Below are 13,069 nucleotides of genomic sequence, written 5' to 3'. Positions count from 1 at the left end.
CGACCTCAGGCCACGTCGGCGATGCGGGGCGGCTGCCGCGGTGGCAGGCCGCGCACGGCCTCGGCGATCGCTGCGATGTGCTCCGGCGTGGTGCCACAACAGCCGCCGACGAAATTCACCAGGCCGGACTCGGCGAACTCGCGCAACATGCCGGCTGTTTCCTCGGGAGTCTCGTCGTAGCCGCCGAACGCATTCGGCAGCCCGGCGTTGGGATGCGCGCTGACGGCGACCTCGGCAATCCGCGACAGCGTGTCCACGTGCGGCCGCAACTCCTTTGCGCCGAGCGCGCAGTTGAGCCCGATCGACAGCGGCCGCGAATGCCGCAGCGAGTACCAGAATGCTTCGGCTGTCTGCCCCGACAGGGTGCGGCCGGAGGCATCGGTGATCGTCCCCGAGACCATCACCGGGAGCCGGGCGCCGCGGCCTTCAAACACCTCGGCGATGGCGAACAGCGCCGCCTTGGCATTCAGGGTGTCGAACACGGTTTCCACCATCAGCACATCCGCGCCGCCATCAATCAGGCCTTCGGCGGCCTCGCGGTAGGCAAGGCGCAGGTCGTCGAACGTGGTCGCGCGAAAGCCGGGCCGGTTGACGTCGGGACTCAAGGACGCGGTGCGGCTGGTTGGGCCGAGCACGCCGATGACGAAGCGTGGACGGCCCGGTGACTGCTGTTCGGCGGCATCGCAGGCGGCGCGTGCAAGCCGCGCTCCCGCCGCGTTCAACTCGCGCGCCAGATGCTGCAGCCCGTAATCGGCCAGCGAGGTCCGGGTGGAGTTGAACGTGTTGCTTTCCACCATGTCGGCGCCGGCGGCCAGGTAGGCTGCATGGATGTCGAGGATCAGGTCTGGGCGGGTCAGGCTGAGTAGATCGTTGTTGCCGCGCTGGTCACGCGCGCAGCCGCAGTCGGCGCCGTGCACGTGGTCGGGGATGTCGTGCTCGCGGTCGTAACCGTCGGCAAACCTCTCGCCGCGGTAGTCGGCCTCCTCCAGCCCGTGACGCTGGATCATCGTGCCCATCGCGCCGTCGATCACCAGGATGCGCTCACCGAGTTGCGATTGCAGGGCCTCGGCGCGGGCGGGATTCAGCCAGGGTAGTTCGGTATTCATGATTTCGACTCGGTCTTGCGGCGCGTGTCGCGCGCTTTCTGTTGCGCTCCGGCGGGGGGTTTGCGGGCGAGCAGCGCGATTACCTCGAAATGCGGCGGGCGCCGTTCCCGGGTGACGATCTCGCAACTCTCCACGCCCAGCCCGGTCTTTTCGACCATGCCGGTCAGCTCGGTGGGCGCAAACCCGAGATTGACGTGGCCGTACGCTTCCACCACCGAGCGGTGGCCGTGGTTGGCCAGGCTGGTCAGCAACATGCGACCGCCCGGCCGCAGCACCCGCGCCGCCTCCATCACGGCCTCGGCCGGATGGTCGGCGTAGGACAGGGCGTGCATCAACACCACCAGGTCGAAGCTGGCGTCAGCAAAGGGCAGCTCGTGCATGTCGCCTTCCTGCACCTCGACGTTCTCCAGTCGGCGCAGGCGCTCGGAGGCGGCGAGCACCATCTTGGTGCTGGAGTCCAGGCAGACGTATCGGTGGGAATGCGGCGCCAGCAGCTCGGCCAGCACGCCGTCGCCCGACGCCACGTCCAGCACGTCGCCTGTCTCCAGCAGCGGCAACGCGGAGCGCGCCATGGCTTCCCACGTGCGGCCGGGGGAGTAGTGGCGTTCCATGTCGCCGGCCACGGAGTCCGCCCAGTTCTGGTCGGCGGCGCGCATCGCCAGAACCTGGCGCACCTGCTCGGCGTCCTGGCGCAACAGGGGGTCGTCGCTGCCTTCGCGCAGGGTATTCCACAGCGCGCTTTGGGCCGGGTCCAGCGCCGCCTCGTCGAAGCGGTAGTAGGCGGACACGCCGGCGCGGCGGTCACGCACCAGCCCGGCGTCCTTCAAACGCGCCAGATGCGTGGACACCCGCGGTTGGGCCAGTCGTGTGATGGCCGAAAGCTCCGCGACAGTGAGCTCTTCACGTTCCAGCAATGCGAGAAGCCGCACCCGTGTGGCGTCGGCAAACACCTTGAGACGTGACGACCAGCCTTCCAGATCCATATTCATCCACCTATCGCGATGCAGCGATAAGTGTGGGGACGCCCGCTGTGCAGGTCAAGCGCGGATGCCGGCGGCGGTTCGGTTTAATCGTCGCGCAGGGCTACAATTGCCGCATCGTTTAACAGCCAGAGGTGCGGACGTGGATTTCGGATTCAGCGAAGAGCAGTTGATGATCCAGGACGTGGCGCGTCGTATCGCGCAGGAAAAAATTGCTCCCAGCGCGGAGCATCACGATCGCACCGGGGAGTTCCCGCTGGAGAACATCCGCACCTTGGGCGAGAACGGCCTGATGGGCATCGAGGTGCCGACCGAATACGGCGGCGCTGGTATGGACCCGATCGCCTACGTGCTGGCAATGATCGAGATCGCTGCCGCCGATGCCGCCCATTCCACGATCGTGTCGGTCAACAACTCCCTGTTCTGCAACGGCATCCTGACCTTCGGCAACGAGGAGCAGAAGCAGCTCTACGTGCGCGCGATCGCTGAAGGCCGGGAGATCGGTGCCTTCGCACTGACCGAGCCGCAGTCGGGTTCCGACGCCACCGCCATGCGCTGCAAGGCCATCTTGCAGGACGACGGCACCTATCTTGTCAACGGCAAGAAGAGCTGGATCACCTCCGGCCCCGTCGCCAAGTACATCGTTCTGTTTGCCATGACCGATGTGGAGAAGGGCGCGCGCGGCATCACGGCATTCATGGTCGACACCGAGCGCGAGGGTTTCCACCGCGGCAAGACCGAGCCGAAGATGGGCATCCGCGCGTCGGCCACCTGCGAGATCGAGTTCACCGATTACGTGATCAAGCCCGAAGAGGTGCTCGGCGCCGAAGGCGAGGGCTTCAAGATCGCCATGAGCGTGCTGGACGCCGGGCGGATCGGCATTGCCAGCCAGGCCATCGGCATCGCCCGTGCGGCCTATGAAGCCACCCTGGAGTACGCCCGCGATCGCAAGGCGTTCGGCCAGCCGATCGGTGCCTTCCAGATGACCCAGGCCAAGATCGCCGACATGAAGTGCAAGCTCGATGCCGCGCTGTTGCTGACGCTGCGCGCAGCCTGGAAGAAGGGTGAGGTCGAGAAACACGGCGGACGCTTCAGCACCGAGGCCGCGGTGGCCAAGCTCACCGCATCCGAGGCGGCAATGTGGATCACCCACCAGGCACTCCAGATCCACGGGGGCATGGGGTATTCCAAGGAACTGCCGATCGAGCGTTACTTCCGGGACGCCAAGATCACCGAGATATACGAGGGTACCAGCGAGATCCAGCGCCTGGTGATCGCCCGCAACGAGACCGGCCTGCGCTGAAAATGCACGTCCACACCCATCTGGTGTACTGACTCCTGAGCCTTGGCCCGTGTGAAAACGCGGGCCTCACTCCATTGGAAACGACATTCGAATGAGCACTGAACGCAAAACTCCCGCCCGCCGCATCGCCAAGACATCCTCTGCCGCTGCGAAGGGCGTGGCCGGCACAGCGATCGCAACCACTGCGGACAAAGCGTCCGGTGCCGCGGACGTGTCGCTGGATTCGATCCTGACCGAGATCCGCAAGCAAACGGCCAAGAAGGATCACGCCCAGGCCGAGGCGTTTGCCAAGGCGTTCTACGAGCGCATGGGCGACGACGAATGGGGCCAGCATTCCGCTCAGGGCTGGGCCGCGCTTGCGGTCGACATGCTCGGCTTCGCCAGTCAGCGCAAGCCGGGTACGGCGAAGATCCGCCTGTTCAATCCGACTCTGGACAGCCACGGCTGGGAGTCACCGCACACCGTGCTGCAGGTCATCAACGATGACATGCCGTTTCTGGTCGACTCGGTTTCCATGGCGTTGGCCGAGGCGGACATCGGCGTGCACGTGCTGGGCCATCCCGTGGTGCCGGTTACGCGCGACAAGGCCGGCAAGCTGTCGGCGATTGGCGAAGGGCAACCCGAATCGGTGATGCACCTTGAGATCGACCGCCAGTCCAGGCAGTCGATGGCCGGCATCGAGAAGAAGCTGGGGACGGTGTTGGACGACGTGCGTGCGATCGTCGCCGACTGGAGCGAGATGCGCGGCAAGATGCTGGAAGTGGCAGACGACTTCGCCAACCGCACCTTGCCGGTGGATGAGGCCGGTCGCAATGAGGGCCGTGAGTTCCTGCACTGGGTCGCCGACAACCACTTCACCTTCCTGGGCTACCGCGAGTACGACGTGGTCGAGGAGGGCGGTGAAGACGTACTGCGCGCGGTCAAGGGCAGCGGCCTGGGCCTGCTGCGCGGCAAGGACAGCCACAAGCCGCGTTCACTGTCCTCGCTGGCGGCGACGCGCATGCCCGACTCGGGCTCCGTGGATGCGCTGATCCTGACCAAGACCAACGCGCGTGCCACCGTGCACCGCCGCGGTTACATGGACTACATCGGCGTGCTGAGCTTTGACGACAACGGCAAGCCGTTGCGCGAGGAGCGCTTTCTGGGCCTGTACACCTCCAGCGCCTACACACGCCGTCCGTGGGACATTCCGCTGGTCCGTGAGCGCCACGACTACGTGATGCGCCACTCGGGCTTCCCCGATGACAGCCACAGCGGCAAGGCGCTGCGCCACATCCTGGAATCACTGCCGCGCGACGAGCTGTTCCAGTCCAGCGGCGAGGAGCTGTTGAAGACCGCCACCGGCATCCTCGGCCTGCAAGAGCGCGTGCGCAGCAAGTTGTTCCTGCGCCGCGACCGCTTCGGCCGTTTCTTCTCCGGCCTGGTGTACATCCCGCGCGAGCGTTTCAACACCGACGTGCGCCTGCGCATCGAGGCCATGCTCAAGCGCGAGCTGCATGGCGAGCACATCGACACCACCGTGATGCTGAGCGATTCGCCACTGGCGCAGCTGCACGTGCTGGTCCGTCCGCAGCCGGGCGCATTGGGCGTGGAAGGCATGCCGCAGGTCGACAACGCCGTCATCGAGGCGGAGCTGGCGGAAATCGTGCGTGACTGGCGGGAAGACCTGGCCCACGTGCTCGCCGAGCGTCATGGTGAGGAGCGCGGGCTCGAAATGGCCGCCACCTTCGGCAATGCGCTGCCGGCCGGCTACATCGAGACCGTGTCCCTTCCCGTGGCCGCCGCCGACGTGGAGCACCTTGCTGCTCTGAAGGGCCCCGAGGACCTGCGCCTGCGCCTGTACCGCAGCCGTCCGGGTGCCGGCGGCCTGCGCTTCAAGTTCTACCGCCAGCACGACGACATTTCCCTGTCCGACGCGCTGCCGGTGATGGAGAACATGGGGTTGCGCGTAATTGCCGAGCATCCCTACCGCCTGCATGCCGACGGCGAGGTGGTGTACATCCAGGACTTCGAGGTCGAGACCGCTACGCCGGACGTCGATGTCGACGGTATCAGCGACAATTTCGAGGATGCGTTTTCCCGGACTTGGCGCGGCGAGGCGGAGAACGACGGCTTCAACCGCCTGATCCTCGCCGCGGGGCTGACCTGGCGTCAGGTTGCGATGTTGCGCGCCTACGCCAAGTTCCTGCTCCAGGTCGGCGTGCCGTTCTCGCAGAGCTACGTCGAGGAGACGTTTGCGCGTTACCCGGTCCTGGCCCGGCTGCTGGTGGAGCTGTTCGAAGCGCGCTTCGATCCCAGTACCGGCAACGAGGACAAAGCGGACATCAAGGCCGGCATGGAGCTGCTGCAGCAGCAGCTCGAGCGCTTGAGCGGCGGTGATGAAACAGTGCTGGCGGCGCTGGCGCCGGTGGTCGCAGCCCGTGGCGGGAAGCGCGAGGCCCAGACCGAAGCAGCGTCGACCGCGTTGAAGACCCTGTTGGACCGCGTCTCCAGCCTCGACGAGGACCGCATCCTGCGCAGCTTCATGGAGGTCATCGAGGCGACCCTGCGCACCAGCTACTACCAGTGTGGCGTGGGCGGAGCAGAATGCGGCTACGTCGCCTACAAGTTCGATTCCGCCTTGGTGCCAGACCTGCCCAAGCCGCGTCCGTACCGGGAGATCTTCGTCTACGGGCCGCGCGTGGAAGGCATCCACCTGCGCTTCGGGCCAGTGGCCCGCGGCGGCCTGCGCTGGTCGGACCGGCGCGAGGATTTCCGCACCGAGGTGCTCGGCCTGGTCAAGGCGCAAATGGTCAAGAACACGATCATCGTGCCGGTCGGCGCCAAGGGTGGCTTCATCGTCAAGCGTCCGCCGTCTGATCGCGCCGCGCTGCAGGCCGAGGGCGTCGCCTGCTACCAGATGTTCATCAACGGTCTGCTCGATATCACCGACAACTTGGTGGACGGCAAGGTCGTGCACCCCGACAACGTTGTTCGCCACGACGGCGATGACGCCTACATGGTGGTCGCTGCCGACAAGGGCACCGCGCGCTTCTCCGACATCGCCAACGCGATCTCCGCCGACCACAACTTCTGGATGGGCGATGCGTTCGCGTCCGGCGGTTCGGTCGGTTACGACCACAAGGGCATGGGCATCACCGCGCGCGGCGCGTGGGAGTCGGTCAAGCGCCACTTCCGCGCCCTGGGCGTGAACACCCAGAAGGAAGACTTCACCGCGGTCGGAATCGGCGACATGTCCGGCGACGTGTTCGGCAACGGCATGTTGCTGTCCAAGCACATCCGCCTGGTCGCCGCGTTCGACCACCGCGATATCTTCCTGGATCCGGCGCCCGTGGCGGCAACGTCCTTCAAGGAGCGCCAGCGTCTGTTCAAGCTGGCCGGTTCCAGCTGGCAGGACTACAAGCCGGAGCTGATCAGCAAGGGCGGCGGTGTGTTCCCGCGCAGCGCCAAGTCCATCGAACTGACGCCGCAGGTCAAGGCCGTGCTCGGCATCGACGAGTCGATCGACGCGATGAGCCCCAATGAGCTGATGAGCGCGATCCTGAAGGCGCCGGTCGACCTGCTCTGGAACGGTGGCATCGGCACCTACATCAAGGCCAGCTCCGAGAGTCATGCCGACGTGGGCGACCGCGGCAACAACGGTCTGCGTATCGACGGCCGTGACGTGCGTTGCAAGGTAATCGGCGAGGGCGGCAACCTGGGCATGACCCAGCTGGGCCGGATCGAGGCCGCCCAGGCAGGTGCGTTGCTTAATGCCGACTTCATCGACAACTCCGCCGGTGTGGGCACCTCCGACCGCGAGGTCAACATCAAGATCCTGCTCAACGAGCAGGTCAAGCTGAAGAAGCTCACCCTGCCGGCGCGCAACAAGCTGCTGGCCGAGATGACCGACGAGCTGGCCGGACTGGTGCTGGTGGACAACTACCGGCAGAACCAGGCGATCAGCCTGATGGAGCGCATGAGCGCGCCGCGTCTGGGCTCCAAGCAGCACTTTATCCAGACCCTGGAGTCGCAGGGCCTGCTGGATCGCCAGATCGAGTACCTGCCCTCGGATGCGGAGTTCGCCGAGCGCAAGGCTCGCGGTCTGGGCCTGACCCGGCCGGAGCTGGCGGTGCTGCTGTCCTACAGCAAGCTGGTGCTGTTCCAGCAGCTGGTGGATTCGGACGTGCCGGAGGACCCGTACCTGTCCAAGGAGCTGGTGCGCTACTTCCCCAAACCGCTGCAGGCCAAGTACGCCAAGGCGATGGAAGGCCACCGCCTGAAGCGCGAGATCATCGCCACCGCCATCACCAACTCGATGGTCAATCGGATGGGGGCCACGTTCACCCTGCGGATGCAGGAGGACACCGGCCGCAGCCCGGGCGAGATCGCCGAGGCCTACACCATCGCCCGCGAGGCGCTCGATGCACGCGCGCTGTGGGCGCAGATCGACGCGCTCGACGGCAAGGTGCTGGAGTCGGTGCAGATCGACGCGTTGCAGACAATCTGGGCCCTGCTGCGTTCGGTCACCCGCTGGCTGTTGTCGCGCCCGGGCCCGATGCCGGAGATCACCAAGGGCATGGCGCGCTTCGGCGACGGCTTCAAGGCAGTCCACGCGGCTCTGCCGGAGACGATGTCGCAGGTTCGCCGCGACAAGTTCAACGCCCAGCTGGCCGAGTGGAAAGCCAAGGGCGTGCCGTCCGCGCTGGCGGCCCATCTGGCTGCGCTGCCGGTGCTGGAATTCGCCTGCGACATCATCGAGATCGCCAACGCCCGTAAGGTGTCGGCGCTCGAGGCATCGCGCGCGTACTTCGAGCTTGGCGCCGCGTTCCAGCTGCCGTGGTTGCACGAGCAGATCAACGCCCTGCCGGTGGAAGGACGCTGGCAGGCGCTGGCCCGTGGCGCGATGCGCGACGAACTCGCGACCCAGCAGCGGGCGCTGGTCGGGCAGATCCTCGCAGGCGGCGGCAAAAAGCCGGCGGCGGGGAAGGTGGCAGCCTGGCTGGCACGCGATGACCAGGGCCTGCGTTTCACCCTGTCAATGCTCGCCGAGCTGGTGAGCCAGAAGAGCCTGGATTACCCGACCGTGTCGGTCGCGGTGCGTCGCCTGGCGCAGTTGGCAGAATCGGCCGCCTGATTTCTGCGGCCACGAAAGCCGGCGGGGGTCCTCGGGCTCCCGCCGGTTTTTTTTGCGCATCTCAGCCACGCTATCCTGCGGGCAATGAATCCGGAGCCGCCAATGACCTCATCCCTGCGTTTCGCTTTTCTCGCCAGCATTGCCGAAGAAGCGCAGGCAGCGCGCAGCGAGCTGGTGGCGTTGCATGGCGATCACTCGCCTGCGGAGGCCGACATACTGGTCCCGCTGGGTGGCGACGGCTTCATGCTGCAGACGCTGCACCGCTTCGGCGAACTGGGCAAGCCGGTGTACGGCATGCGCCAGGGCACTGTTGGCTTTTTGATGAACCACTACAGCACGGATCAACTGATCGAGCGCGTTCAGGCGGCCAAGCCATCGGTGCTGCGGCCCCTGGAGATGATGGCCGAGACCGACTCCGGTGCACGGGTTCGGTCGCTGGCCTACAACGAGGTGTCGCTGCTGCGGCAGACCCGCCAGGCGGCACACCTGTCGATCGAGCTGCATGGCCAGCGACGCCTGGACGAGCTGATCTGCGATGGCGTGCTGGTCGCCACCCCCGCTGGCAGCACCGCCTACAACTTCTCCGCCGGCGGTCCGATCCTGCCGCTGGACACGCACGTGGTCGCGCTGACGCCGATCGCGGCATTCCGTCCCCGGCGCTGGCGCGGCGCCGTGCTCAAGGCGGACACGGAGGTGCGCTTGCGCGTGCTCGATCCCTACAAGCGCCCGGTGAGCGCGACCGCCGACTCACACGAGGTCCGCGACGTGGTCCAGGTGACCATTCGCGAGTCCAGCGAGCACACCGTCACCCTGTTGTTCGATCCGGAGCACAGCCTGGAAGAGCGCATGCTGACCGAGCAGTTTGTCGGCGGCTGACGGCGCGCCGCGCAGCAAACCCAGCCCGCAGCGCGACCGCCAGATTCGCCGGAGCGGCGCCGGATCCGACTGTGATCGCCAGCGACCCGGGTGGGCGTTCGCAGCCCCTGCGACGACGATCGCGCACAATACCCGCATGCCCGATAACCAAGCTGACCCGTTGATCGTCGCGATCTCCTCGCGCACCCTGTTCGACCTCGAAGACAGCCATTCGCTGTTTACCAGCGAGGGTTTGGATGCCTACGCGGCCTACCAGCTCAGCCGCGAGGATGAGATTCTTGAGCCCGGCGTGGCGTTTCCGCTGGTGCGCAAACTGCTTGCGCTCAACGAGGACTCACCGCCGCAGGCGCCCCGGGTCGAGGTCATCCTGATCTCGCGCAACTCCGCCGACACCGGGCTGCGCATCTTCAATTCGATCGCCCATCACGGCCTGTCGATCCGCCGCGCGGCGTTCAGCAACGGCGCGCCGCCGTTTCCCTACATCCGGCCGTTTGGCGCCGACCTGTTCCTCTCCACCCATGCGCAGGACGTGCGCAACGCGTTGGCTGCCGGTGTTGCCGCGGCGACGCTGCTGCCTGCCAAGGCATTGCCGGAGCGCCAGCACCAGCTCCGGATCGCTTTTGATGGCGATGCGGTGATCTTCGGCGACGAGAGCGAGCGCGTCTCGCGTGAGGGCGGCCTGGAGGCGTTTTCCCAGCACGAGCTCGATCGTGCGGGTGAGCCACTGTCAGGCGGACCTTTCCGGGGATTCCTGGATGCGCTGCACCGTCTTCAGGAGGCATTTCCGATGGGTCAGGAAGCCCCGATCCGCACGGCCCTGGTCACGGCACGTTCCGTTCCGGCGCACGAGCGGGTGATCCGGACCCTGCGCGATTGGGATATACGTCTGGACGAGGCGCTGTTTCTCGGTGGCCGCGCCAAGGGTCCGTTTCTGGAGGCTTTTGGCGCGGACATCTTTTTTGATGATTCCGAGCACAACATCGAATCTGCGCGCGGTCTGGTCACCGCAGGCCACGTTCCCCACGGTGTTGCCAATCCCGATTGATCCGGGACGATGGCACGAGGTCCGCACTGCATAGCACGGACCAGCTCCATGGGTGAGTGTTCTGACCCCAGGAATGGCATGGGTGTTGCACTTGTGTTAACATAGGCCGTTGGTGTAAGGCACCAATTCTCACCGCGTTTCATGCGGTTCTGCGGTTTCTGCGCCGCAATGACGGGAAGGAGATCCCGTCTTTTTCGCCTCGCGGGCGATCCGGGTCTCAGGCATGAAGCCGATCGGCTGCGGACGCGGCGCACCTGCGTTGGCTGTTTCGGGCTGAGCGTCCAGGTCAGAGTTTTTGACCGGAGAGGGCCACTACGGACTTTCGGTTCGTCTTTCGACGAATCCATGTGTTTCGTGTGCGCCGCCGCCTGAATCATGCGCCCCATCGCGGTTGTTCCCCGCCGCCAGACAACAGGAGTTTCCCTTGACTAAACAACGTATTGCGATCCTTGGCGCCGGCCCCAGTGGCCTCGCACAGTTGCGCGCCTTCGAGGCAGCCGCCAACGCGGGCGCCGAGATCCCCGAAATTGTCTGCTACGAAAAGCAGGGTGATGTGGGCGGCATGTGGAACTACACATGGCGTACCGGCGTTGGCGCCTACGGCGAGCCCGTCCACGGCAGCATGTACCGCTACCTGTGGTCCAACGGACCCAAGGAGTGCCTGGAGTTTGCCGATTACAGCTTCGAGGAGCACTTCGGCAAGCCGATCGCGTCCTATCCGCCGCGCGCGGTGTTGCGCGACTACATCATGGGCCGGGTCGAGAAGATCGATCTGCGCCGGAGCATCCGCTTCCACAGCGAAGTGCAGTGGGTGGAGTACTCCGAGGAGACCGGCAAGTTCTCCGTCACCGTGCGCGACCTGAAGGCCGATGAGCTCTCCACCGAGGAATTTGATTACGTGATCGTGGCGACCGGCCACTTCTCGACCCCGAATGCGCCGTATTTCGAGGGTCTGGAGCAGTTCCCGGGCCGTGTCCTGCATGCCCATGATTTCCGCGATGCCTGCGAGTTCGCCGACAAGGACCTGTTGCTGGTCGGCAGCAGCTATTCGGCAGAAGACATCGGTACGCAGTGCCACAAGTACGGTGCCAAGTCGGTGTCCTTCAGCTACCGCACCTCGCCGATGGGTTACGATTGGCCGCCCCAGTTCCGCGAGTACCCGCTGCTGACCCGTGTGGAAGGGTCTACCGCGCATTTTGTCGATGGCAGCACACGCGACGTCGACGCGATCATCCTGTGCACGGGTTACCAGCATTACTTCCCGTTCCTGCCGGACGATCTGACCCTTCGCACCTACAACCGGCTGTATCCGGAGGACCTCTACAAGGGCATCTTCTGGATCGACAATCCCAAGTTGATCTACCTGGGCATGCAGGACCAGTACTACACGTTCAACATGTTCGACGCGCAGGCCTGGTACGCCCGCGACGTGATCCTCGGCAAGCTCGCACTTCCCTCCAGGGACGAGATGCTCGCCGACTCGCGGAAGTGGGTCGAGAAGGAGGAGGCCGTGCAGGATGCGTTCGGCGATATCGACTTCCAGGCCGAGTACATCCGCGACCTGGTTGGCCCGACCGACTACCCGGAGTTCGACATCGAGGGCATGGGGGTATTGTTCAAGGAATGGATCCGTGACAAGCAGAAGGACATCCTCGGCTATCGCAACAAGAGCTACCGCTCGACGATGACCGGAACGCTCGCGCCGCCGCACCACACACCGTGGATGGAGGCGATGGACGACTCGCTGGAGGCTTTCCTGGCCGAGGATCGCGACAGTGCGGAAGCGGTGAGCAAGGACAATCTGACGCGCGCTGATGTCGCAGGCGTCGCCGACGCCGAGCCGGCGGTCGACGAGCGTCGCAAGAGCGCTTAGCGCCTGCTGTTATCGGGGCAGGGCGTGTGCAGATGCGCCCTGCCCGCGACAGTGCAATCAGGGACGCCGTACCAGCGCGTCCCGGGCCGGATCGGACAGCCGGATATCACTGAGTTTCCATCGCAGGCCCTGACGGCTCAGCACCAGCGTGATCTTCTCGCCGTCCTCACCGGGAACGGTGGCGCTGAAGCGCGACGGCGATTCAAACCGGTAGCTGGGATCGCGCAACGGGTTGACGGGCGGAGCCGGCCGATAGGGATCCGATCCGGTGTCTCCCGCGACACGGTGCACCACCGCACGTCCCTCCAGGATGGCCGCCAGCCCTACCGGGGTAATCATCGTGTCCACCGCTGCGCCGGCCACACCGCTCGCCACCCGGACCGCAAAAACCCCAAACAGGCTGGACTGCATCTCCGGGCCCGCGCGACGCACCATGTAGTCGTCCAGCTGCAGTTTCAGGTTGGTCCGCAACTGCGGGAAATCGACCTGTCGCGACAGCTTGGCGGTGTCCTTGGATTCCACCGCATCGCGGATCGCGGTGTAGGTGATGTAGGGGCCGGCGGCGACGTACCCGCCCAGAGCCAGCACGATCAGGATTGCCGCCAGCAGCCACTTCTTCATCGCCCATCCTCCTCATGTGCTGGGCAAAGCCTGCCGCAAAACCGTCACGTGTGGGTGAACCGCAGCCGTTGCCGCGTGGGCGACACCGTCGCATTCGGTGAGATGCGCTCGCGTTGAAATGGCCGTCGGGATGGCCGGCAGGGCACACT

Annotated in this window: 8 protein-coding genes; 5 read left to right on the top strand and 3 right to left on the bottom strand. The window is 65.6% G+C overall.

Translation table 11 applies throughout. From position 1 onward, the window contains the following. Positions 1–5: 5 nt before the first annotated feature. Positions 6–1,106, bottom strand: coding sequence for a homocysteine S-methyltransferase family protein (locus tag KZ491_RS04235; RefSeq protein ID WP_222564569.1), 1,101 nt, complete (start codon positions 1,104–1,106; stop codon positions 6–8). Continuing rightward, entirely contained in the window at positions 1,103–2,089 is a 987-nt protein-coding gene (locus KZ491_RS04230) for an ArsR/SmtB family transcription factor (RefSeq protein WP_222564744.1), read from the bottom strand. Before KZ491_RS04230 ends, KZ491_RS04235 begins: the two co-directional genes overlap by 4 nt. Before the next feature lie 64 nt (positions 2,090–2,153). Here KZ491_RS04230 and KZ491_RS04225 point away from each other — a divergent pair, with 64 nt between their 5' ends. From KZ491_RS04225 to KZ491_RS04205, 5 genes are all read left to right on the top strand, one after another. Continuing rightward, complete coding sequence (locus tag KZ491_RS04225; RefSeq protein ID WP_281421632.1) at positions 2,154–3,389, top strand: acyl-CoA dehydrogenase family protein; 1,236 nt, start codon at positions 2,154–2,156, stop codon at positions 3,387–3,389. 91 nt (positions 3,390–3,480) lie between these two features. Then, the gene (locus tag KZ491_RS04220) at positions 3,481–8,505 is read left to right on the top strand and encodes an NAD-glutamate dehydrogenase (RefSeq protein WP_222564567.1); all 5,025 of its coding nucleotides are present in this window, start codon (positions 3,481–3,483) and stop codon (positions 8,503–8,505) included. A 102-nt stretch (positions 8,506–8,607) separates the two neighbouring features. After that, positions 8,608–9,381: an NAD kinase gene (locus KZ491_RS04215; protein ID WP_222564566.1), complete on the top strand. Its 774-nt coding sequence runs from the start codon at positions 8,608–8,610 to the stop codon at positions 9,379–9,381. A 136-nt stretch (positions 9,382–9,517) separates the two neighbouring features. Further along, complete coding sequence (locus tag KZ491_RS04210) at positions 9,518–10,426, top strand: 5'-nucleotidase (protein ID WP_222564565.1); 909 nt, start codon at positions 9,518–9,520, stop codon at positions 10,424–10,426. A gap of 424 nt (positions 10,427–10,850) precedes the next feature. Then, a complete protein-coding gene (locus KZ491_RS04205; RefSeq protein ID WP_222564564.1) occupies positions 10,851–12,299 on the top strand; it encodes an NAD(P)-binding domain-containing protein in 1,449 nt (482 codons plus the stop codon). Positions 12,300–12,356: 57 nt separating this feature from the next. Here KZ491_RS04205 and KZ491_RS04200 read toward each other — a convergent pair whose 3' ends face one another. Further along, on the bottom strand, positions 12,357–12,920 hold the full coding sequence (locus KZ491_RS04200; RefSeq protein ID WP_222564563.1) for a DUF2939 domain-containing protein: 564 nt from the start codon (positions 12,918–12,920) through the stop codon (positions 12,357–12,359). Between the last annotated feature and the right edge of the window lie 149 nt (positions 12,921–13,069).

This window comes from Novilysobacter antarcticus (genome assembly GCF_019802285.1).
Taxonomy (GTDB): Bacteria; Pseudomonadota; Gammaproteobacteria; order Xanthomonadales; family Xanthomonadaceae; genus Novilysobacter; species Novilysobacter antarcticus.
This window is presented reverse-complemented; position numbering and strand designations above follow the sequence as displayed.

Excerpts from the sequence above, each read along its gene's own strand:
- KZ491_RS04215 (WP_222564566.1), top strand. The coding sequence starts at position 8,608 with ATGACCTCATCCCTGCGTTTCGCTTTTCTCGCCAGCATTGCCGAAGAA.
- KZ491_RS04220 (WP_222564567.1), top strand. The coding sequence starts at position 3,481 with ATGAGCACTGAACGCAAAACTCCCGCCCGCCGCATCGCCAAGACATCC.
- KZ491_RS04230 (WP_222564744.1), bottom strand. The coding sequence starts at position 2,089 with ATGGATCTGGAAGGCTGGTCGTCACGTCTCAAGGTGTTTGCCGACGCC.
- KZ491_RS04210 (WP_222564565.1), top strand. The coding sequence starts at position 9,518 with ATGCCCGATAACCAAGCTGACCCGTTGATCGTCGCGATCTCCTCGCGC.
- KZ491_RS04225 (WP_281421632.1), top strand. The coding sequence starts at position 2,154 with ATGCCGGCGGCGGTTCGGTTTAATCGTCGCGCAGGGCTACAATTGCCG.
- KZ491_RS04235 (WP_222564569.1), bottom strand. The coding sequence starts at position 1,106 with ATGAATACCGAACTACCCTGGCTGAATCCCGCCCGCGCCGAGGCCCTG.
- KZ491_RS04200 (WP_222564563.1), bottom strand. The coding sequence starts at position 12,920 with ATGAAGAAGTGGCTGCTGGCGGCAATCCTGATCGTGCTGGCTCTGGGC.